We start from the raw sequence: 20,569 nt of genomic DNA, 5'->3' as shown, positions 1-20,569 counted from the left end.
CTCACCCAGACGGCTGGCACTGTCCATGTCTTCGAGATTATGCACGACCCTGCGCAGCAGGGTGGACCTGCCACTCCCAGGCTGCGAGCCCCAGGTTGGTGCCCCTGGCTTGGAAAAGCCGTTCTAACTGTGCAACACTGTTGCACAGTTAGAACATGGTCGGGCGAGGAAGACATCAACACAACGAGATCAACGCGGTGCTCAAGGCAATCCGCAAGATTAATAGCGCTCTCACCGTCGAGGAGGACCACAACGGGCATCGCTGGGGCTGGATCACCTGCCAATGCGGAGAAAAGCCGTTCACGATCAACTGCACGCCCCGAAATCCAGGTGTCCATGCCAAGCAGATCCGCCAATGGCTCACTCGGCACCTCGAGTGCAAAAGCGACGATCAAGAGGGGACGTCATGACTAGCTGGGATTTCCAGGTCATGCTCAATCGCGAGCCGGACGCTGCCGAGTTCGACCGGCTCCACGAGGCGGGCATGGATGACTGTGCGCTGGTCGGGGGCGCACAGCCGTACTTCATGTGTGATCGTGAGGCGGACAGCCTGCTGGAGGCCATCATGTCCGTGCTCATCCAGATGAGCACGGTCGACCAGCTGTGGGCCGTTGGCGTGGGGCACGACGACGCGGTGACGCTCGGCGACGCGGCCAGGCGTCACGGTGGCCGCACGCAGGCCAGCTTTCGCCAACTGGCGAGCGGGCAGCGCGGGCCCGGTGGCTTCCCGGCTCCGCTCATTGAGGCCGACAACGTCAGCATCTACTCCTGGGCGGAGATCTCCGAGTGGCTACGCACCGAGATGGGCGATGATGTTCCGCAGGCGAACGGGGACGTCATCCTGGCTGACGCCACGGTCAAGCTGGCCTGCCGAGCAGGTTCCCTGCACCGGACGTCCCAGGTGCGGGACCTGCTGGAAATGGCCTGCCGCCCCCTCCCGAACGAACCAAAATCCGAGGCCAAGCCTGAACCCAAGCCTGAGGCCAAGCCCGGCGCCAAGTCCAAGGCCAGGGTCGCCTGACCGGCGCCGTTGGGGTGGGCGGCGAGTCTGAGGCCAGAGTCGCCCGACCGGTGCCCGCCGGGCTGAGCGTGGCGGGCACCTCTCGGGCCACGCTGGCACCTCTGGCCGGGCGGGCAGGTTAGTCGAGCAGGCGTCCTGGCCGCCACGCCCCCGCCAGCGGGCGGACGTCTTGGCCGATCAGCGTTCCTGGTGCTCCTTCTCCAGGTCCGCGAACGCGACCGACGGGTCCTCGACCGCCTGCGTGAGCTGGCGCGGCCCGGTGGGGCTCTCGGCCTCCTGAGCGTTGGCCACGGCCTCCGCAGCCGCCTCCGCCGCCCTGGCGACTTCCTCGTCCGCCGCCGAGTTGCCCGGCGCCTCCTCGCGCGTCGCCGCCGACCGGGGCAGCGCTTCGGTGAACGCCTTCGACACGCCCTGCAGCGCCGAGGTGACCTCGCTGGGGATCACCCAGAAGGTGTTGCCGGGGCTCTGCGCGAGCTGCGGCAGCATCTGCAGATATTGGTAGGCGAGCAGCTGGGGGTCGGGGTCGTTGCGGTGGACCGCCTGGAAGACCTGGTCGATAGCCCGTGATTGGCCTTCGGCCTGCAGGATGGCGGCGGTGCGCTGGCCTTCGGCGCGCAGGATGGCGCTCTGCTTGTCGCCCTCGGCGGTGAGGATCTGCGACTGGCGCTGGCCCTCGGCGTTGAGGACGGCCGCTCGCTTGTCCCGCTCGGCCCGCATCTGCTTCTCCATCGCGTCCTTGATGGTCTTCGGCGGGTCGATCGCCTTGACCTCCACGCGGTTGACGCGGATGCCCCACTTGCCGGTGGCCTCGTCGAGCACGCCGCGCAGCTGGCTGTTGATGTGGTCGCGGGAGGTGAGCGTCTTCTCCAGGTCCATGGCGCCGATGACGTTACGCATGGTGGTGACGGTGAGCTGCTCTATGGCCTGGAGGTAGTTGGCGATCTCGTAGGCCGCCGCCCGGGGGTCGGTGACCTGGAAGTAGATGACGTTGTCGATCTCGACGACCAGGTTGTCCTCGGTGATGACCGGCTGCGGGCGGAAGGTCACGACCTGCTCGCGCAGGTCGATCATCGGGTAGACGCGGTCGATGTACGGGATGACGAAGTTGAGTCCGGGCTTGAGCGTACGGTTGTAGCGGCCCAGGCGCTCGACGTTGCGGGCGCGTGCCTGGGGCACGATCCGCACGGCCTTGAGCACCGTGAACACCGCGAAGAGGATGACGAGCAGTCCGACCACCAACAGCGGATCCATGGTCACTCCCGGGGATATACGAGGGCTGTGGCGCCCTCGATCTCGATGACATCGACGGTCGCCCCCGTGGGGATCACCAGGGTCTCGTCATAGGCGCGCGCGGACCACTCCTCGCCGCCGATGCGTACTCTGCCGTCCCTGCCGGTGACCTCCGACAATACGTACGCCTGCCTGCCGACCAGTGCTTCCACGCCGAAGCGTTGCAGTTGTGGCTGCCGGATGTGGCGCATGGCGATCGGCCGGACGACCATCAGACCGGCCGTGGAAGACAGGGCGAAGACCAGCAGTTGCAGGGGGACGGGCAGCCCGATGGCGGCGGTCGCCGCGGTGAGGAGAGCGGCCGCGCCGAGCAGTCCGAGCGCCGCGGTGACGGTGAAGATCTCCGCCACGCCGAGGACGACTGCCAGGATTATCCAGATGATCCATTCATCCATGCTCCGGCCCTCCTAACGGAATAACGGGCCTGTGTGCTCGCCTGGTTCCCCCCTCCTACCGTAATGCTGGAATCATTGCTGTGGCAGGGCCGCGGGGTCGTACAAGGCACTGCCCTGGCGCCACTTGTCCCACGGGAGTTGCCAGAATCCCCAGCCGTTGTCCCACGCGAGCTCGCGGGAGGTGCCGGTGATCGTCACCGGGTCGCCGCGCAGCGAGTTGGCGAAGAACCAGGCCGCCTGATCGGGGCGGGCATTGACGCAGCCGTGGCTGACGTTCGCGTGGCCCTGGGCCCAGAGGTTGTTCTTGGCGTGGACGTATTCGCCGCTGTTGGAGATGCGTACGGCGTGGTCGATCATCACGTCGTAGAAGCCGGGCTCGCCCTTCTTGCGGCCGGGGGAGATCATGCGGACCGGGTCGCCCTTGTCCATGGTCAGGTGGACGCCGCTGGTCGTGGTGTATTCGCGAGTGGTGGCCATGCCCGCGCTGATGGCCATGCGCTGCGCGACCCGGCCGCCGCGCCTGACGACCATCTGGTGGGTCCGGGTGTCGATCGAGGTCGTCTGCTCGCGGCCCACCTTGAAGGCGAACGTGCGGTCGGTCAGGCCGTAGACTCCCGGCGCCATGCGTACGCCGGTCAGGTGGGCCGTGACCGTGACCTGCTGCTCCGGCTCCCAGAACGCGCGGGTGCGGTAGATCGCGCGGGTGTCGCTCACCCAGCGCCACGCGCCCTCGACGGCCGGCTTGATCTCCAGCGCCCGCTCCACGGCCGCCTTGTCCTGGATCGGGGTGTCGAAGTCCATGATGATCGGCATGCCGACGCCGACGGTCTCGCCGGGCAGCGGCTCGATGGAGGCGATCTGGAACGACCGGTCGGCGGCGCGGGTGCGGAAGCGGCCCATGGCCACCGTCGACGGGCCGGCCGAGCCCGCCGCGGTGGCGGTCACCGTGTATTCGGCGCCGGGGGCCAGCGTCCAGGAGGAGCGCCAGGTCGTACGCGACGCGTCCAGCTTGCCCGGCACCAGCGCACCCGCCACGTAGGCGATCACCTGGCTGAGCTTGCCGCCCTGCGCCTGCACGACCAGACCGTGGTCCGTCCGGGCGCGCCGCGTGTCGAAGGCGGGGGAGACCTGGACGACGGGCGGCTTGGGCGCCGGGCGATCGGCGGTCACCGGGCAGCAGCCCGCGGTCAGGAGTAGGGCCACGAGAAAGATGGCCGCGGCGCGCCGCATCTCGATCCTGCTTTCCGGGAAGGGGATATCCAGGTTAGCGGAGGGTCATCGAGTGAGCACGCCAAGTCACCTATCGGATTGTTCCGGAAACCTCCCCCAATGACCGGCCGCCGGCCGTGGCTCGGATCGTCACGGTGTCGCCGTCCTCCAGGAATGTCCTGGTCTCGCCGCCGGCGAGCTTGATCGGATCGCTGCCGTTCCAGGTCAGCTCGATGAGCGAGCCGCGTTCGTCGCGCTGCTCGCCGGAGATCGTGCCGCTCGCGAACAGGTCGCCGGTCCGCAGGGACGCGCCGTTCGCCGTCATGTGGGCGAGCATCTGGTCCGGCGTCCAGTACATGCCCGAGTACGGCGGGCGGGACACGACCTCGCCGTTGAGCGACACCTCGACCGAGACGTCCAGCCCCCAGTCGTCCGTCCTGCGCAGGTAGTCGAGCGGTTCGGGATCCTGTACGCGCCCGGCCAGCCGGGGCAGCGCCTCCAGCGGCGTGATCCACGGCGAGATCGAGGTGGCGAACGACTTGCCCAGGAACGGCCCGAGCGGCACGTACTCCCAAGCCTGGATGTCCCGCGCGCTCCAGTCGTTGACCAGCGTCACCCCGAACACGTGGTCCTCGAACGCCCCGGCGGGCGAGCCGAGCTCGGACGGTACGCCGACCACGAAGCCCAGCTCGGCCTCGAGGTCGAGCTTGGCGGACGGCCCGAACCGCCCGGCTCCGAGCTGGCCGTGCGGCCGGTCGATCGGGGTGCCCGAGACCACGATCGTGCCCGACCTGCCGTGGTAGCCGACCGGCAGGTGCCGCCAGTTGGGCAGCAGCCCTTCGGTGCCGGGCCGGAACATCTTGCCGAGGTTGGTGGCGTGCTCCAGCGAGCAGTAGAAGTCGACGTAGTCGGCCACCTCGAACGGCATGTGCAGCCGCACCTGGTCGAGCGGGATCAGGTGCGGCTCGGTGATCGCGAGGTCGGAGGTGAGTTTGTTGGCGATCAGTGTCCTGGTGTCGTGCCAGGCGGTGCGGCCCCTGGCCATGAAGGGGTTCAGGCTGGGCGCCGCGAACACCTCGTCGTGCAGCGCGGCGGCCAGGTCGAGCACCCGGTCGCCGTAGCGCACGCCGACGCGTGGCCGCTCGCCGCGCCGGGAGAACACCCCATAGGGCAGGTTGTCCACTCCCCAGCTCACGCGTTCTCCTCGATCAGTCCCAGTGCGCGCAGGTCGTCCAGCGGGGCGCCGGTGCTGCACGAGCCGTAGCTCACCAGCAGCGCCCTGGCCCGCTTGGCCGTCTCCTCGGACACGGCTCGGGCCAGCCGTACGAGATGGCCCACGTCGGTGGTGCGCAGCACGGGCGCGGGGTCGCGCTGGTCCACCGCCTCGCAGACGGCCAGCAGCAGGTTGAGGAAGCCGTGCCGGTCGACGCCGAGCGTGGGGTCGAAATGGCGTACGGCGTGGTGCAGCCCGGCGGTGGCCTTGAACTGGAGGTCGTGCCCCGCGCAGAACCGGATGAACGCCGCGAGATGCTCGACCGACGGGAAGGCGTCGGCGGTCGCGCCGCCGCAGCGCACCTTGAGCGCGGCGCCCTCGGGCACGTCGGCGACGTACTTCCCGGCGGGCACCTCGACGAACAGCCGCACGCCCGGTGGCAGGCCGTCGCCGGGCAGCTGGTCGAGGGCGTCCGCGCGCAGCTCGACCGAGTCCACGGGCAGGTCGTCGAACGGCGGGATGTCCGGCGTGTCGACGATCAGCCCGATCCGGCGCGGCGGGGCCTCCTCGCGGCGCAGCCCGTCGAGGCGGCTGGCGGGGCAGAGGAAGCGGTGGGTGAGCACCTGGGAGGCCCGCTCCAGGTCACGCTGGTGGCGGGCCAGCGCCTCCGACATGTGCAGGGACGTCGGCGGGAACAGGCCCGCGTCGTCGACCAGCGCGAGGTAGAGGTTCATCGGGCCCAGGTCCAGGCATAGCCGGGGTCCTCGCAGGTCAGTGCGGCCTGGCCGAGGTCGAGCGGGCGGAAGGTGTCGATCATCACGGCCATCTCGCTGGTGGTCGTGATGCCGCGGCTGACCGCGTCGATGACCGCCTCCACCGCCCCGGGCTGCGGGCCGTGCGTGAAGCCGGCCGGGTGCAGCGAGATCGAGCCGACGTCGATGCCGGAGCCCTTGCGGGCCGAGTAGTCGCCGCCCACGTAGAACATGAACTCGTCGGAGTCGACGTTGTGGTGGTTGTAGGGGATCGGTACGGACTCGGGGTGGAAGTCCAGCGGCCGAGGACAGAACGAGCAGATCACGAACCCCGGTCCCTCGAACGTCTGGTGGACCGGCGGCGGCGCGTGCGTCTTCTTCACGATCGGCTCGAAGTCATTGATGTTGAACGCGAACGGATACAGATAGCCGTCCCAGCCGACCACGTCGAACGGGTGGTTGCGGTAGACCAGCCGGGTCAGCCCGCCCCGCGTGCGGACCAGCACCGGGACCTCCTCGCCCTCGACGACGAACGGCTCCGCCGGGCTGCGCAGGTCGCGCTCGCAGTAGGGCGCGTGCTCCAGGAACTGCCCGTACTGCGACAGGTAGCGCTTGGGCGGCCTGATGTGCCCGGACGCCTCGATGGCCAGCACGTTGACCGGTCCGTCGGGCACCCAGCGGTGGATCGTGCCGGTCGGGATGACGATGTAGTCGCCCGCGCCGGCTTCGATGACGCCGTACGTCGACTCGAAGCGGGCCCGGCCGTCCTGGACGTACACGCACTCGTCGCCCATGGAGTTGCGGTAGAGCTCGCTGGGCTGGTCGCTGGTGGCGTACGACAATCGGACGTCGGCGTTGCCCGCCAGCTGCATCCGGCCGGTCACCAGGTCGCCCGCGCCGCGCAGGTCCTGGGTGCGGAAGTGGCGCGGCGACAGCGGCAGGTTCGGCTCCAGGCGCGTGTCGGTCAGCGGCGTGACGGCCTCGGCCTTGACGATCGCGGTCGGCAGATAGCGGTGGTAGAGCAGCGAGGAGTCCGACGAGAAGCCTTCCTCGCCCATCAGCTCCTCGGCGTAGAGGCCGCCGTCGGGCCGCCTGAACTGCGTGTGCCGCTTTCTGGGCACCTCGCCAACGACGCGGTAGTAAGGCATCTTCGCCTCCAGGGCGTCCGATTATCGGACGTGTGTGTCCTCTATATGCAACTACCGTCCGCCATCGGGTAAGCGATGTCAACCCAGCGCGCCGGACAGCTCGGCGGCCGCCTCGACCACGCGCGGCCCGGCCGACTCGCTGAGCGGCCCGAACGTCACCACCCCGACCGACGCCTCCAGCCACGGCAGCCCGGACACCGGAGCGGCGATCCCCCGCGCGCCCTCCTGCAACTGCCCCTCCGTCACCAGATAGTCGGCCCGTCCCTCGCGCAGTGCCAGGATCGCCCGCCCGGCGGCGCCCAGCGACAGGGAGTGACGCGACCCCTCCCGGTAGGCCACGTGCATGTCCGTCCACGACGGTTCCACCACCGCCACGGCCAGGCCGTCGTCGCCCTCGGCCACGGTCAGGTGCGCGGTCGCGCCCACGTCCTCGGCCAGCCGCCGCAGCGTGGGCAGCGCCGCCGCGCGCAGCAGCGGTTGTACGGCCTGGGCCAGCACGAGCACGCCGAACCCGAGGTGCACCCGCCCCTCGGCGTCACGGCGGACGAACCCCTCGCTCAGCAGCGTGGTCACCAGCCGGTAGACCACCGGTCGGGACAACGACAGCTCGGTGCTCAGCTCGGTGGGCGTCCGCCCGCCCTTGCCGTCGGCGAGCAGCCTGAGCAGGCGCAGCCCACGTTCCAGGGTCTGGGCGGATTCAGCGGCCATGAACCGATTATCTATGCGTGAGCCAGGAGTAACGCTACGCGCTGGTGGGGTACGTATCGAGGAGACGAACAGGGGGTGGGATGCGGCAAACATGGGCATTTGTCGTTGCCGGGCTGAGTCTGTACGCGTTGCTCCCCACGCTGCCCTCGGCCGACTTCCACCCAGTGGCCATATCGAGGGACCTGCCCGCCCAGCACGTGGACCCCCCGACCAAGCGGCTCGTCGAGGACGTCTTCTACGTCACGCAGGGCATCGAGGTGACCAATCGCCTGCTGCCGTTCCAGGACGGCCTGACCATCCGCGGCGCCGCCCTGGCACCGGGCGTGACCTTGGACGACGCGGGCCGGCTGCACGGAGTTCCCCAGCGTCCCGGCACCTTCGCCACGCCCGTCCGCCTGTGCCGTGGCCAGGACTGCGTCGATCAGCAGGTCACGGTCGTCGTGCTGCGGAACGTGCCCTGGCAGCCGAGTGAGCTGGCCTTCCCCGGCAAGGTGGGCAACCGCTACGACGACCAGATCGGGATCTCGGGCGGGCCCACCGGCGTGCCGCCCACGTTCTCCGTGACCGACCACGGCAAGCTGCCGGCGGGCGTCACGATCGGCCCCGACGGGCACATCGGCGGCATCCCGGAGGCCGCTGGGGTGTCCGAGGTGCCCGTCCGCATCTGCGTGGCGGGCAACTGCGCGGGCGTCGTGGTGACGCTGATCGTCGTCTGAACGCGCTCAGCCGGGCACACTCTCGGCGACCGGAGCGGGAGCGCGTAGTTGCCGCACCCCGGGAGACAGCAGCGCGGCGAGTGTGGACAGCACGACGAGCGCCGCGCAGCCCAGCAGCGCCGTCCGGGTGCCGACCAGGCTCGCCACCGGCCCGGCCAGCATGAGCCCGATCGGGCCGAACATCAGCGAGCCCAGCGCGTCGTACGAGCTGACCCGCGACAGCGACTCCGGCGGCACCTCCCGCTGCATGGTCGTCTGCCACAGCACTCCGAACACGTCGAAGCAGACCCCCAGCACGAACGCGCCCGCCACGATCGCCCACAGCGGCGCGCCGGTGCCCAGCAGCACGTACGGCAGCGCGGTCGGCAGGCAGAGCAGCGTCCCGACCAGGATCGGCCGCCTGGGCCGGACGCGCAGCGAGACGATCACTCCCACGATCGTGCCGGCCGCCTCGCCGGCCAGGAACGCCGACCAGGCCGCGGGCCCGCCCAGGCTCTCCTTGGCGATCAGCGGCCCGAGCACCCCGTGACCCGCCTGGAGCCCCATCACGAGCACGGAGAACTGCGCGACCACCACCCAGATCCACTGCCGGGTGCTGAACTCGCGCCACCCGTCCCGCAGGTCGGCCAGCATCGAATGCTCGGCCGCCGCGTCGCGCTCGGCGGGCGTGAGCCGCAGTGCCGCGATCAGCACCCCGGCCACCGTGAACATCAGCCCGCTCACGGCCAGCGCCCACCCGCTGCCGAACAGCACGACCGCGCCGCCGCCCAGCACCGCGCCCGCCACCCGCGAGCTGTTGGCGCCCAGGCCGAGCAGCGCGTTGCCGGTCTGCAACCGGTCGGCGGGCACGACCTCGGGGATGATGCCGGTCAGCGAGGGGAACAGCATCGCTATCGCCACGCCACTGGCCGCCGCGGCGGTCGCCATCGCGGGCAGCGGGGTCCAGCCCGACAGCATCATCGCGGCCAGGGCGAAGAAGGCCAGCGCGCTGATGAACTCGCTGACCATCATCACCCGCTGCCTGGGGAACCGGTCCGCGATCACCCCGGCGAACAGCATGAACACGATCATCGGCAGCGCCTCGGCGGTGAGCACCACGGACAGCGTGGTGGCGTCCGCGCCGGGCAGGGCGAGGATGCCGAAGGCGAGCGCCACGGGGGCGAAGGAGGTGCCCAGTACCGAGATGGTGCGCGCGGTCAGCAGCAGCGTGAACCGCCGATCCCGGAGCAGCCCGAGATCGCGAAGATAGCCGTGCACGTGGTAAGCCCCCTAATCCCCCAAATGCTCACTATTGTGATGGTTCTTCGCATCTGCTGTCGTCTGAATATCTCCGTGCTTGTCACGCCGCTGACAAGACCGGAAGCGGAATGTGCAGGCGTTTGGCAAGAATCGAAGCTCTTTCTGCCGTAATTTTCTAGGTCCCTGTAGTCGGCGAGGGGACCCGGGCATGCCCGAGGCACTGATCGAGCGCGTGGCGCGATGGGCGCGGGAGATCCCGGACGCGCCCGCCTACACCTTCGTCGATTACCTGGGTGACGGCTCCCGCGAGACCTTGACCTGGGCGCGGGCCGACCTCAAAGCGCGGGCGCTGGCCGTGCGGCTGCGCGAGGTCGCGGGTCCCGGCGACCGGGTGGCGATCCTCGCTCCCCAAGGGCTGCCGTACGTGGTGGCGATGCTCGGCGCCCTGTACGCCGGGATCGTGGCAGTGCCGTTGTTCGCGCCCGATCTGCCGGGGCACGCCGAGCGGCTGACCCGCGCCTACTCCGACGCCGAGCCGGTCGCCGTGCTCACGACCACGGCCGCGCTGCCCGGCGTGCGGGCCTTCGCCGCCGGGGTTCCGGTGATCGCCGTCGACACGGTCTCGGACCTGCTCGCCGACGAGTGGGAGCCGGTGGCGATCGAGCCCGGCGAGCTCGCCTACCTGCAGTACACCTCCGGCTCCACCCGGGCGCCCGCCGGTGTGGAGATCACGCACGGCAACCTGGAGGCCAACGCCGCGCAGCTATGGAAGCTGTTCCGGGCCAAGCCGCGTACCTCGGTCGCGGCTCTGTGGCTGCCGCTCTTCCACGACATGGGGCTGGTCGCGACGATCGCGCTGCCGATGGTGGGGGGCAACCAGGTGGCGTTCATGGATCCGGTGGCGTTCGTCATGCATCCGGTGCGGTGGCTGCGGCTGCTCAGCGAGTTCGACGACGTCTATACCGGCGGGCCCAACTTCGCCTTCGAGTACACGGCGGCCAGGGTCGGCGCGGCCGACAAAGAGGGGCTGGACCTGTCCGGGGTGCGGGTCATGCTGAACGGCGCGGAGCCGGTACGGCCCGGCACCGTCGAGGCGTTCAACGCCGCGTTCGGCGGGTGCGGGCTGCGGCCGGAGGCGCACACCCCGGCGTACGGGCTGGCCGAGGCCACGGTCTTCGTCTCCGCCATGGGGCCCGACGAGGCCGTGGTGGCCACGGACTTCGACCGCGACGCCCTCCGCGACGGCCGCGCGGTGCCGGGCGGCGGGTCGTCGGGGGCGCTGACCACGCTGGTGGCGTGCGGACGGCCCAGTGGTCAGCGGGTGCGCGTCGTCGGCTCGGGCGGGCAGGAGTTGCCGGACGGGCGCGTGGGGGAGATCTGGGTCCAGGGCCCGAACGTGGCGCGCGCCTACTGGCGCGATCCCCTCCGTACGGCCGAGGTGTTCGGCGCGACGCTGGACGGCGCGGACGGCGCCTGGCTGCGGACGGGCGACCTTGGGGTGGTGTACGGCGGGCTGCTGTACGTCACCGGCCGGATCAAGGACCTGATCATCGTCGACGGGCGCAACCACTATCCCCAGGACATCGAGGTCACCGTCCAGGAGGCGCACCGGGCCGTGCGCCGCGACCATGTGGCGGCCTTCTCCTTGCCGGGGGAGGAGACCGAGCGGCTCGTGGTGGTGGCCGAGCGGTCGCGCGGTGGTGCTTCGGCCGATCCGGCGGAGGTGGCGGCTCGGGTACGGGCAGCGGTCCGGAAATTTCACGACTTATCCGTGCACGACTTCGTGCTGACCGGCACCGGAGCCGTACCCCGGACGACCAGCGGCAAGATCGCCCGGCGGGCCTGCCTGCGGGCGTACCTGGAGGGCGCCCTTGTTTGAGTCGGCGGGGCGCCTGATCCACCGCGGCCGGTGGACGCTGCTGGTCCTGAGCCTGGTGGCGGCCGTCCTGGTCGCGCCCTTCGGGCTGCAGCTGTTCGGCCGGATGGCCGACGGCGGCTTCGCCGACCCGGCCGCCGACTCGACCACCGCCGCCCGCTGGAACGACGCCTGGTACAGCGGCAACACGCCCGACGTGGTCGTCCTCTACCGGCACCCGCAGGTCAAGGTGCGCGACGCGCGCTTCAAGAAGGCCGTACACGACTCCCTGCGCGCCCTGCCCGCCCAGTACGTACGCAAGCTGGCCACCTACTGGACCACCGGCGCCAAGGAGCTGATGTCCACCGACGAACACGCCACCTACGCCCTGATCACCCTGAAAGGCGCCAAGCAGGCGGCGTACGCGGCGATCAAGGACCGGCTGCCCGTCGCGAACCTCCAGGTCCAGGTGGGCGGCTCGGTGCCGCTCCTGAAGGAGCTGAACGACCAGACGGCCGCCGACCTGGCGCGCGCCGAGGCGATCTCGATGCCGGTGCTGCTGGTGCTGCTCGTGGTGGTGTTCGGCAGCGTGGTGGCCGCCGGGCTCCCGCTGCTCGTCGGCCTCTTCGCGGTGCTCGGCGCGCTCGTGCTGCTCAGGCTGCTGACCGAGGTGACCGAGGTCTCGGTCTTCTCGCTGAACGTCGTCACCATGCTCGGTCTCGGGCTGGCCGTCGACTACTCGCTCTTCGTGCTGAACGCCTTCCGGGAGCAGATCAGGTCCGGCGCCCCGACCCAGGAAGCCGTGGTGCGCACCATGGCGACCGCCGGGCGTACCGTCGCCTTCTCCGGTTTGACGGTGGCGACCTCGCTGCTGGGGCTGCTGCTGTTCCCGCAGATGTTCCTGCGCTCGATCGGGCTGGGCGCGGCGGCCGTGGTGCTGGTGGCCATGGTCGCGGCGCTGGTCGTCCTGCCCGCCGCGCTGTCCATCCTCGGTCCCCGCGTGGACGCCATCCGCATCACCCCCGACTTCGGCTCGGCCCGCGTGGGTGCCGGCCTGTGGCACGCGATCGCCTCAAGCGTGATGAAACGGCCCGTGCTCTACCTGGTCGCGGTCACCTCCGTACTGCTCGCGCTGGCCGGGCCGTTCGCCCACGTACGGTTCGGCAACGTCGACCACCGGGTCCTGCCCGCCGCCGCCGAGAGCCGCCGCGTCGCCGAGACCGTCGACCGCGACTTCGCCAAGAACTCGATGGCCACGATCGACGTCCACGCCCTCATCGAACGCTCCTTCACCACCCGCCCCGCCGCCGTCGGCCCCCTCGGCCAGGGCTACACCCCGATCAGCGCCGTCACCACGATCGACCCCACCGACGCCAAGCCCCTCGCCGACCGCCTGCGCAAGCTGCCCGGCGTCACAGGCGTCGACCTGGCCGGCCTCTCCCAGGCCAACGGCGCGGTACGGCTGGCGGTCCGCTACTCCTACGACCCCATGTCGGCCCAGGCCCAGAACCTGGTGACACTGATCAGATCCATGACCCCGGAGCCGAACATCCGGCGACTCGTCGTAGGCGGCCCGACGGCCGCCCAGATGGACCTCCTGTCGAGCCTCCTGTCCAGGTTGCCGTGGATGGCGCTGGTGGTGGGCGGGGTGACGTTCCTGCTCCTGTTCGCCGCCTTCGGCTCCATCGTGCTGCCGCTCAAGGCCCTGCTCATGAACGTCCTGTCGATCGGCGCCTCGTTCGGCGTGATCGTCTGGGCCTTCCAGGACGGCCACCTGGCGACTTGGCTGCACTTCACCTCGACGGGGACCATCGAGGCCACGGTGACGGTACTGATCCTGGCGGTGGTTTTCGGGCTGTCGATGGATTACGAGCTTTTCTTGCTGTCGCGCGTACGGGCGGAGTGGCTGCGAACGGGCGACAACACGGCCGCGGTGGCGACGGGGTTGCAGCGGACCGGCGGCGTCATCACGAGTGCGGCACTGTTGCTGCTGGTGGTGATCGGGGCGTTCTCGACGGCCGGGATCACGATCGTGAAGCTGCTCGGGGTGGGCATGTTCGTGGCGATCGTGGTGGACGCGACGCTGGTGCGGGCGCTGCTGGTGCCGGCGACGATGCGGTTGCTGGGCGGGGCCAACTGGTGGCTGCCGGGGGTGTTGCGGGGGGTGCATCGACGGATCGAGTTCCGCGAGGGGCCTCCGCCCTCGGGAGGGCTTCGTTCGGCTCAGCTGCCTGCTGGGCGGGCGCTCGCTGAACGCCCGCTTGCCGCGCTTGCTGAACGGCCGCTTGCTGAACGGCGGCACGCTGAACGGCCGCTTGCCGGACAGCTGTCTACCGGACAGCTGTCTGCTGGGCGGCCGCTTTCCCCGGACGCTATTTCCCGGCCAGCGCCGTCCCCGGGCGCCGCGTCGGCGAGCACGGACGGCGGCGGAGCTCGGCGCCCCGATACGGCGCGCAGCCCGCGTCCCGGGAGGGCGATCAAGCCCAATCCGGACGGCCCCGGCTGGTGCTGGGCGGAGGACGGCCCTGGGACAGCGTCGCCGGTGACCGTCAACGGCCGCCCGGCCATCTTCGGTGTGGACACCGACCCCATACCGGTATCCGCCGAACACGACCCCCCTGCCGCCCTCCCCGTCCCGCGCCCCGCCGCACCACCCGTCAGAAAGCGCCCCTACAGCGCCGCCGAGCCCGCAGTCTCCAAACGACCGCAGGTCACCGCCCGCCCGACCCCCAAAAGCCCGGCCGGCGCCGATACCGCCGACACCGCGTCTGGTCCCGACGACCCAGGAGCCTCTGGTTCCGGGCGTGCTGCGGGTACGCGGCGCCCGACCTGGGAGAAGGTCACCACCGGTCGTACCAGGGTCGTCAGGGCGAACCCCAACGGACCCGGCTGGACCTGGGCGGAGGTGGACATGTGACCTTGACCGTCGCCCCTGCACAGCCCGCCACCCGATCCCGGCTGCTCCTGACGGTCGTCGGCTTGGCCGGGTTCGTGACGACGCTGGACAACACCGTGGTCACCGTCGCCCTGCCCAGCATCCAGCGCGATCTCCACACCCGCCTGAGCGCGCTCGAATGGGTCGCTACCGGATACATCCTGACGTTCGCCGGCCTCATGATCGCCGGCGGCCGCCTGGCCGACGTGTACGGACGGCGCAAAGTGCTGCTCATCGGGCTCACCGTCTTCACCGGGGCATCGCTCGGCGCCGGTCTGGCCACCTCGATCGAGCCCCTGGTCGTCGCGCGCCTGGCCCAGGGGGTGGGGGCGGCGCTCATCCTGCCCGCGACGCTGGCCGTCTTGGCAGGGCGGCCCGACCGGTCGCTCGGGGTGGCCATCTGGATGGCGTCCGGCGCCGGTGCTCTCGCATTGGGACCGGTGGTGGGCGGGTACCTGAGTCAGCACGCCCATTGGAGCTGGGTGTTCCTGATCAACGTCCCCATGGGAGCGGCCGTCATCGCGCTGGCCACCGTCGCAATATCGGAAACGCGCGCTGAGCCCAGCGTCGGGCGGCGGGGTCAGGTGGATGTGCCTGGGTTGCTGGCGTCGGTGGTGTTTCTGGCTTCTGGGACGTTCGCGCTGATCCACGGGGGCGAGTACGGCTGGGGGTCGCCGCCCATCCTGATCGCGGTGGCCGGGTGCGTGGGTGGCGGGGTGCTGTTCCTGGTACTGGAGCGTGGGGCGCGGGCGCCGATGGTGGAGTTGGGGCTGTTCGCGGGCCGGAGCTTCACGGGTGGGGTGCTGGCTCAGGTGCTGTGGGGGCTCGGGGTCAACGGAGTGTTCTTCTATACCGCGCTGTTCCTGCAGGGGTGCTCGGGTTCACGCCTACCGCCTCCGGGATGGCGTTCGTGCCGTTGGCGTTGCTCGTGGTGGTCGTCACGCCGCTGGTGCCGGTGGTCGAGCGGCGGCTGGGGAGTGGGAGGACGGTCGCCTGCGGATTGGTGCTGGTGGCGGCTGGGATGGTGGGGGCGGCGTTCCTGGAGGCGGGGGACGGGTGGGGGCGATTGGTGCCCGCCGTCTGCGCGATCGGGGTGGGGTCGGCGCTGACCATGCCGCTGGGGTCGGCCGTGCTGGGGGCGGTGCCGGAGTCTCGGGCCGGGGTGGCGGGTGGCATCTTCTCCGTGAGTCGTGAAATTTCCGGCCTCTTCGGGATCGCGGCCATCGGGGTGATCGTCCACGAGGCCGGGAGCTTCTCCCAGGGGTACGCGCTCGGCCTGCTGGTCGCGGCGGCCCTCGTACTACTGGGCGCGTTGATCGCCTTGCTGACACTGCCGTGAGCAGATCGGCCGTGAGCTGGTTGGACGTGATGGTGACCCGCACGTAAGGGCGGGCTGGGCGTGACGGCGGGCAGGGCCGAGAAGGCGGGCTGGGTGTGAGGGTTGCGGTGCTGGCTTTGGGGTCGCGGGGGGACACTCAGCCATGCGTGGCGCTGGCCCAAGGGCTGGCCGCGCGTGGGCACGAAGTCACGCTTGTGGCGCCCGAACGCTTCGGACATCTGGCCATAGGTGAGCGTTTAGCGGGCCTGCGGTTCGTGCCGCTAGGGGTGGATCCGGTGGCGATCGTCGAGAGCGAGGAAGGGCAGGCGTGGTTGCGCAGCGGGCCGCTGGGGTTCGTGCGGGGCTTCAGGGCCGTTCTCGAACCCCTCGCCGCGGAGCTCGTCGCCCAGGTGGACCACGCCTGCGCCGACGCCGAACTGGTCCTCGGGCCCGCGCTCGGCGCCATGGGCAGACACCTCCACGAGAGGTACGGCATGCCGTACGGGATCCTGCAGTTCCAGCCCAGCGAGCCGACCGGTGAGTTCCCGAACCCGCTGATCCCGTGCCGGACCCTGGGCAGGGTCGGCAACCGGGCCAGCTTCGCCGTGGTCGAGCGGCTTGGCTGGCTGATGCTGGGCCGCATGATGAACCGGCTGCGCGGGCAAGTGCTGGGGCTGCGACCGTTGCGGGGGAGCCCGTTCGCGGCCGACCGGCGGGATCGGGTGCCGGTGTTGTGCGGGGTGAGCCCGCTGGTGGTGCCCAGGCCGCGCGACTGGCCCGACTACGTCCACCTGACCGGCTACTGGCGCCTGCCACTCGACCCGGACAGCGCAACCGCCCTCCCGCCGCACCCGGACCCGACCGCCCTTCCGCTGCCCCCAGACGTCGCCGCCTTTCTAGACGATGGACCGCCGCCCGTGTTCGTCGGGTTCGGGAGCATGGTGCCCGATAAGCCGGACGCGGTCGCCGAGCAGGTGGTCACGGCGTTGCGGTTGGCCGGGGTACGGGCGGTGGTGCAGGGGTTGCCCGTGGCCGCCTCGGCGGACGTCTGTCCGGTAGGCGAGGTGGCGCACGAGGTGCTGTTCCCGAGGACGGCGGCCGTCGTGCACCACGGTGGGGCGGGGACCACGGCGGCGGGGCTGGCGGCCGGGGTGCCGAACGTGGTCTGCCCCTTCTTCTCCGACCAACCGTTCTGGGGCCGCCGGGTGGCGGCATTGGGAGCGGGGCCGCCGCCGTTGCCTATTCGGGCGCTGAGCGGGCGGTCATTGGCGGCGCGATTGCTGGCCGTACCGGAATATCGCGAGAACGCGGCGCAACTTGGGGGGCTACTGCGGGTGGAACACGGGGTGAAGAACGCAGTGGATCTCATTGAAGGTAGCTGATCATCCGGATATTGTGCGATATGTCCGCGATCACCCCCTGGAGTAAGGCGCCATGCGACTGAGGAAGATTTTCGTCATCGGATTGGCACTCTCACTGCTGGGCATAGGCGTTCCAGCCTGGTCGGAGGACGATCCGCGCAGCTGCAACGACCTGATGTCCGGCGACACCCCGGCGTACGTCGTGTGCCGCTGGATGGCCACTCCCGACGAGGCGCGGGACATCGCCAACTTCTGGCTCTCCAACGACGGCGAGCACATGCAGGAGGCCGGCCCGCTGAGCCCGATCTTGGTCGACTGCACCGAAGCCGGCAACGAGTGCGCCAACGACTCCGAGGGCGACGGCGAGCTGCACGACGTCGACTCGCCCGATGTCGACGGCGCTGAGGACGGCGGCTCGCCCGAGTGCCAGTCCGGCGAGGAGTGCTTCGTCAACCCCGAGGGCCTGTCCAAGGCCGAGATCCAGGCTGCCGAGAAGTCCGCCGGTGGCCAGGCCGTCAAGGCCGCCGCCGCGGCCGGGATGCGCGTCTGGATCGACGCGGAGCTGGCCGACGACTGGAAGGCGGGCAAGCTCGCCGAGGCGGCCAAGAAGGTCGCCGCGGTCGCGGCGCAGCAGGGCGCCGTGGGGATCAGGTTCAGCTCGCAGCTCGGCTTCAACAAGACGTTCGAGACGGCTGACGAGATGGACAAGTTCGTCACGGAGGCCACCACCACGCTCCGCAACCTCGCGCCGGGCAAGAAGCTGGCCGTGCACACGGTGGTGCCGGTGCTCGGCTGCGGCGCCAACGACACGTGCAAGGCCGAGGTGACCAAGAAGTACCCGCTGCTCGACCCCGAGCGGATCGGCGCCTGGCTCACCAAGGGCCTCGTCGACCAGCTCGCCCTGGACGGCGGGCACCTGGCGACCGAGTACGCCACCTGGAAGATCGACGGCACCGAGGCCCAGCGCAACCAGTGGATCCAGGTCAGGGCCCGCGCCTGGGACGCCTACGGTCAGATCGTTGCGGAAGACGCGGGCTTCGCCGCCGTGGGCTCGCCGCAGCTCACCGCCGAGCAGGCCACCAAGTCGATCACCGACCGCATCGCCACGCCGCTCCAGGCCGACGCCGCCGAGACCGTCAACCTCTGGTCCCGCTGGCAGAACGACCAGGGACAGGTCAGCAGGCTGTACGGCGAGAAGTGGGCCGAGAACGCCACCTGGGACCAGCTGAAGAAGCTGACCTCGATCCGTCCCCGGCTGGCCACGATCTACGACCCGTCGGCGCCGGAAGTCGACTCGGCCACGGACCTCAAGAAGCTGTCCGAGGTGTTCGGGCAGGTTTATCTGCACACCGCCTGATCAGGTCACTGTGCTGACCCCGGGTCAGGTCGTCGTGCTGACCCGGGCGGCGAGTCGTTCCCGCAGTGCTGTCAGACGGGAGATCTCCTCGTCCAAGGCGGTGAGCCGACGCTGGACGACTCCGGTGCCCTGAGTGCAGCCAGTGCTGCCGTACGGCGGCAACGTGTCGCCCTCCAGAAGATGGAGGCGTTCGGCGCAGCTGCGCACGTCCTCGACGGTCAGCCCCAGTGACAGCAGTTCGCGGATGATCCGCACCAGCGTCACGTCACGGGGCCCGTACTCCCGCTGCCCGGTCATCGTGCGCGGCGCCGGGGGCAGCAGCCCGCGCTGCTCATAGAAACGCAGTGCCCGAGGTGTCGTGCCCGCCGCTGCCGCCGCGTCGCCGATCCGCATCAGCCCTCCAAAGGTAACTACAGCTCTACGACGACGGCTCCGAGATGCCGGCCGCCGATCATCTCGTGCAACGCCTGGGGAGCCTGCTCGATGCCCGGCACTCGTACGTGCGGAAACGTGATCTCTCCGGAACGCAGCCAGCCGCCGAAGCGCTCGGTCCACTGTGCTCGTGCCCGCGCGTCGTCCGGGGCGCTGAAGCCACGCATGGCGATGCCCTTGAGGATGAGCTGGTAGGTGTCCAGTTCGACCGGCGCCGTCGTACCGGTGCCGTGCGCCGCCATCTGGCCGGACAGTGCGCCGACCAGGACGAACCGCGCCCCGGGCCGGGCCGCGGCCACCGCCGCCTGGAGCTGTTCGCCGCCGACGTTGTCCAGGAGGACGTCGATGCCGTCCGGCGCGATCTTGGCCAGCTGCTCGTCGATCGGCTCCGCGCCGCGGATCACGGCGGCGTCGTACCCCAGCTCGGACACCAGCCGCTCGGCCTTCTCCCGCGAGCCGGTGCTGCCGATCACCTGGCCCGCGCCGAGCAGCCGGGCGATCTGCCCGGCCAGCGAGCCGACCGCGCCGGCGCCGCCGGAGACGAACACCGTGTCTCCGGGCCGTACCTCGGCGCCCAGGGTCAACGCGGCGTACGCGGTCCAGCCCTGTGCCAGATGAGCGACAGGGTCGGGCAGTGTGTCACCCAGCGGGGTGCATTGGGCGGCGGCCACGGCCGCGTACTCGCGCCACCCGAGCCAGTGCGAGACCAGCTCGCCGGGGCGCAGCCCGCTGTCCGCGGGCGCTGACACGACCTCACCGATCGCCGCCCCGAACAGGGTGTCACCGGGGAGGAGAGGCGGGAACGGCGCGCCCTTCACCGATCCGCCGATCAGGGTACGGAGTGCCGCGAAGACGTGGAAGAAGCGGTTGCGGACCAGTACCTGGCCTTCTTCGGGCACCGGCAGTGGCGTCTCGACGACCTCGAAGTGCTCCGGCCTCGGCAGGCCGTCGGGGCGACTGGCGAGCCGGACTTCGCGGGACGTACGGGGCAAGGCTTCGCGGGACGTGTGGGGCAGGGCAGGCATGCGACGCTCCTCAGCGGTGGGCAAGGGGCCCTTATGGCGTCGCGACCTTAACCCTTGACCCATACGTCAAAGGCAAGTCGCACGATGAGGAGGTCGTGGCTCGCCGCCCTGGGGCACACGCCGCAGGCTGGATTTCCGATAGCACGAACTGGCCAGACGGCTTGGGCCCGGGGAGCACGAGGGCCGGAAGGTCACCTCGCCGGAGGTGCGGGGACATGTCCCCACTGTCACCGCCCGAGCTCCATCGGCGCAGAGCGCCTGAAGGCGGTGACCATACTTACAGGGCCGGGCCCGAAAACACGCGTCAACACACACCGACAGCGCCCTCTGGCGAACGCTGCCCGCTTCAGATGGTGCCAGGCGGTTTCAGAGTTTGATCAGCTTGGCGTATGGGGTCGTGATGCGTTCCTGTCGTGATCCGAAGTCGATGAGGACGGCCTCGTCCTCGACACCGATGACCCGACCGAGACCGTAGCGGTCGTGGGACACCTGGTCGTGCATGCTGAACTGCTCGACCGGCGGCGCCGGAGGCGGGGGCTTGAAGGGGCTGGTGGGCAGGTGGCGCCGGGTCGCGGCGCTGGGTGGCTTCATCTAC

Annotated in this window: 20 protein-coding genes; 9 read left to right on the top strand and 11 right to left on the bottom strand. The window is 70.3% G+C overall.

Translation table 11 applies throughout. The features are described 5' to 3' along the window. The first annotated feature begins 155 nt into the window (after nucleotides 1–155). Together ACGFJ2_RS52585 and ACGFJ2_RS52580 are read left to right on the top strand one after the other, a co-directional pair. Nucleotides 156–410 carry a hypothetical protein gene (locus ACGFJ2_RS52585; protein ID WP_357957891.1) on the top strand — a complete coding sequence of 85 codons (255 nt, stop codon included), beginning with the start codon at nucleotides 156–158 and terminating at the stop codon, nucleotides 408–410. Further along, nucleotides 407–1,021, top strand: coding sequence for a hypothetical protein (locus ACGFJ2_RS52580; RefSeq protein WP_393481769.1), 615 nt, complete (start codon nucleotides 407–409; stop codon nucleotides 1,019–1,021). The genes ACGFJ2_RS52585 and ACGFJ2_RS52580 overlap by 4 nt, the downstream gene beginning before the upstream one ends. A gap of 177 nt (nucleotides 1,022–1,198) precedes the next feature. Here ACGFJ2_RS52580 and ACGFJ2_RS52575 read toward each other — a convergent pair whose 3' ends face one another. The 7 genes from ACGFJ2_RS52575 to ACGFJ2_RS52545 form a co-directional block, all read right to left on the bottom strand. Next, nucleotides 1,199–2,272 (bottom strand): SPFH domain-containing protein, encoded by a 1,074-nt coding sequence (locus tag ACGFJ2_RS52575; RefSeq protein ID WP_357957888.1) that lies wholly within the window; start codon nucleotides 2,270–2,272, stop codon nucleotides 1,199–1,201. Between the two features lie 2 nt (nucleotides 2,273–2,274). Further along, nucleotides 2,275–2,706, bottom strand: coding sequence for an NfeD family protein (locus ACGFJ2_RS52570; protein WP_357957886.1), 432 nt, complete (start codon nucleotides 2,704–2,706; stop codon nucleotides 2,275–2,277). Nucleotides 2,707–2,778: 72 nt separating this feature from the next. After that, on the bottom strand, nucleotides 2,779–3,936 hold the full coding sequence (locus tag ACGFJ2_RS52565) for an Ig-like domain-containing protein (protein ID WP_393481766.1): 1,158 nt from the start codon (nucleotides 3,934–3,936) through the stop codon (nucleotides 2,779–2,781). Between the two features lie 70 nt (nucleotides 3,937–4,006). After that, entirely contained in the window at nucleotides 4,007–5,110 is a 1,104-nt protein-coding gene (gene fahA, locus ACGFJ2_RS52560) for a fumarylacetoacetase (RefSeq protein ID WP_393481763.1), read from the bottom strand. Beyond that, nucleotides 5,107–5,862, bottom strand: a complete 756-nt coding sequence (locus ACGFJ2_RS52555; protein ID WP_393481760.1) for a hypothetical protein — start codon at nucleotides 5,860–5,862, stop codon at nucleotides 5,107–5,109. Before ACGFJ2_RS52555 ends, fahA begins: the two co-directional genes overlap by 4 nt. Continuing rightward, nucleotides 5,859–7,028, bottom strand: a complete 1,170-nt coding sequence (locus tag ACGFJ2_RS52550; RefSeq protein WP_357957878.1) for a homogentisate 1,2-dioxygenase domain-containing protein — start codon at nucleotides 7,026–7,028, stop codon at nucleotides 5,859–5,861. Before ACGFJ2_RS52550 ends, ACGFJ2_RS52555 begins: the two co-directional genes overlap by 4 nt. A gap of 78 nt (nucleotides 7,029–7,106) precedes the next feature. Next, nucleotides 7,107–7,736, bottom strand: coding sequence for a helix-turn-helix domain-containing protein (locus ACGFJ2_RS52545; RefSeq protein ID WP_357957876.1), 630 nt, complete (start codon nucleotides 7,734–7,736; stop codon nucleotides 7,107–7,109). An 80-nt stretch (nucleotides 7,737–7,816) separates the two neighbouring features. Between ACGFJ2_RS52545 and ACGFJ2_RS52540 the strand changes: the two genes are divergently transcribed. Next, nucleotides 7,817–8,452 (top strand): hypothetical protein, encoded by a 636-nt coding sequence (locus tag ACGFJ2_RS52540; protein WP_393481756.1) that lies wholly within the window; start codon nucleotides 7,817–7,819, stop codon nucleotides 8,450–8,452. Nucleotides 8,453–8,458: 6 nt separating this feature from the next. On the opposite strand, the gene ACGFJ2_RS52535 is transcribed toward ACGFJ2_RS52540, so the two are convergent. After that, nucleotides 8,459–9,709, bottom strand: coding sequence for an MFS transporter (locus ACGFJ2_RS52535; RefSeq protein WP_357957872.1), 1,251 nt, complete (start codon nucleotides 9,707–9,709; stop codon nucleotides 8,459–8,461). A gap of 190 nt (nucleotides 9,710–9,899) precedes the next feature. Between ACGFJ2_RS52535 and ACGFJ2_RS52530 the strand changes: the two genes are divergently transcribed. The 6 genes from ACGFJ2_RS52530 (at nucleotide 9,900) to ACGFJ2_RS52505 (ending at nucleotide 18,517) form a co-directional block, all read left to right on the top strand. Then, complete coding sequence (locus tag ACGFJ2_RS52530; protein WP_393481753.1) at nucleotides 9,900–11,570, top strand: fatty acyl-AMP ligase; 1,671 nt, start codon at nucleotides 9,900–9,902, stop codon at nucleotides 11,568–11,570. Beyond that, a complete protein-coding gene (locus ACGFJ2_RS52525) occupies nucleotides 11,563–14,463 on the top strand; it encodes an MMPL family transporter (protein ID WP_393481750.1) in 2,901 nt (966 codons plus the stop codon). The genes ACGFJ2_RS52530 and ACGFJ2_RS52525 overlap by 8 nt, the downstream gene beginning before the upstream one ends. Beyond that, nucleotides 14,460–15,590 carry an MFS transporter gene (locus ACGFJ2_RS52520; RefSeq protein WP_393481747.1) on the top strand — a complete coding sequence of 377 codons (1,131 nt, stop codon included), beginning with the start codon at nucleotides 14,460–14,462 and terminating at the stop codon, nucleotides 15,588–15,590. Before ACGFJ2_RS52525 ends, ACGFJ2_RS52520 begins: the two co-directional genes overlap by 4 nt. Further along, nucleotides 15,551–15,820 carry a hypothetical protein gene (locus ACGFJ2_RS52515; protein WP_393481744.1) on the top strand — a complete coding sequence of 90 codons (270 nt, stop codon included), beginning with the start codon at nucleotides 15,551–15,553 and terminating at the stop codon, nucleotides 15,818–15,820. The genes ACGFJ2_RS52520 and ACGFJ2_RS52515 overlap by 40 nt, the downstream gene beginning before the upstream one ends. 146 nt (nucleotides 15,821–15,966) lie before the next feature. Beyond that, on the top strand, nucleotides 15,967–17,181 hold the full coding sequence (locus ACGFJ2_RS52510; RefSeq protein WP_393481741.1) for a glycosyltransferase: 1,215 nt from the start codon (nucleotides 15,967–15,969) through the stop codon (nucleotides 17,179–17,181). Between the two features lie 52 nt (nucleotides 17,182–17,233). Beyond that, nucleotides 17,234–18,517 (top strand): hypothetical protein, encoded by a 1,284-nt coding sequence (locus ACGFJ2_RS52505; protein WP_393481738.1) that lies wholly within the window; start codon nucleotides 17,234–17,236, stop codon nucleotides 18,515–18,517. Between the two features lie 24 nt (nucleotides 18,518–18,541). On the opposite strand, the gene ACGFJ2_RS52500 is transcribed toward ACGFJ2_RS52505, so the two are convergent. The 3 genes from ACGFJ2_RS52500 to ACGFJ2_RS52490 form a co-directional block, all read right to left on the bottom strand. Further along, the gene (locus ACGFJ2_RS52500; protein WP_393481736.1) at nucleotides 18,542–18,910 is read right to left on the bottom strand and encodes a MerR family transcriptional regulator; all 369 of its coding nucleotides are present in this window, start codon (nucleotides 18,908–18,910) and stop codon (nucleotides 18,542–18,544) included. A gap of 17 nt (nucleotides 18,911–18,927) precedes the next feature. Next, a complete protein-coding gene (locus ACGFJ2_RS52495; protein ID WP_393481733.1) occupies nucleotides 18,928–19,974 on the bottom strand; it encodes an MDR family NADP-dependent oxidoreductase in 1,047 nt (348 codons plus the stop codon). 366 nt (nucleotides 19,975–20,340) lie between these two features. After that, nucleotides 20,341–20,565, bottom strand: coding sequence for a hypothetical protein (locus tag ACGFJ2_RS52490; RefSeq protein WP_225300811.1), 225 nt, complete (start codon nucleotides 20,563–20,565; stop codon nucleotides 20,341–20,343). Nucleotides 20,566–20,569: the final 4 nt, after the last annotated feature.

The organism is Nonomuraea sp. NPDC049028, assembly GCF_043197735.1.
In the GTDB taxonomy this organism is placed as follows: Bacteria; Actinomycetota; Actinomycetes; order Streptosporangiales; family Streptosporangiaceae; genus Nonomuraea.
This window is presented reverse-complemented; position numbering and strand designations above follow the sequence as displayed.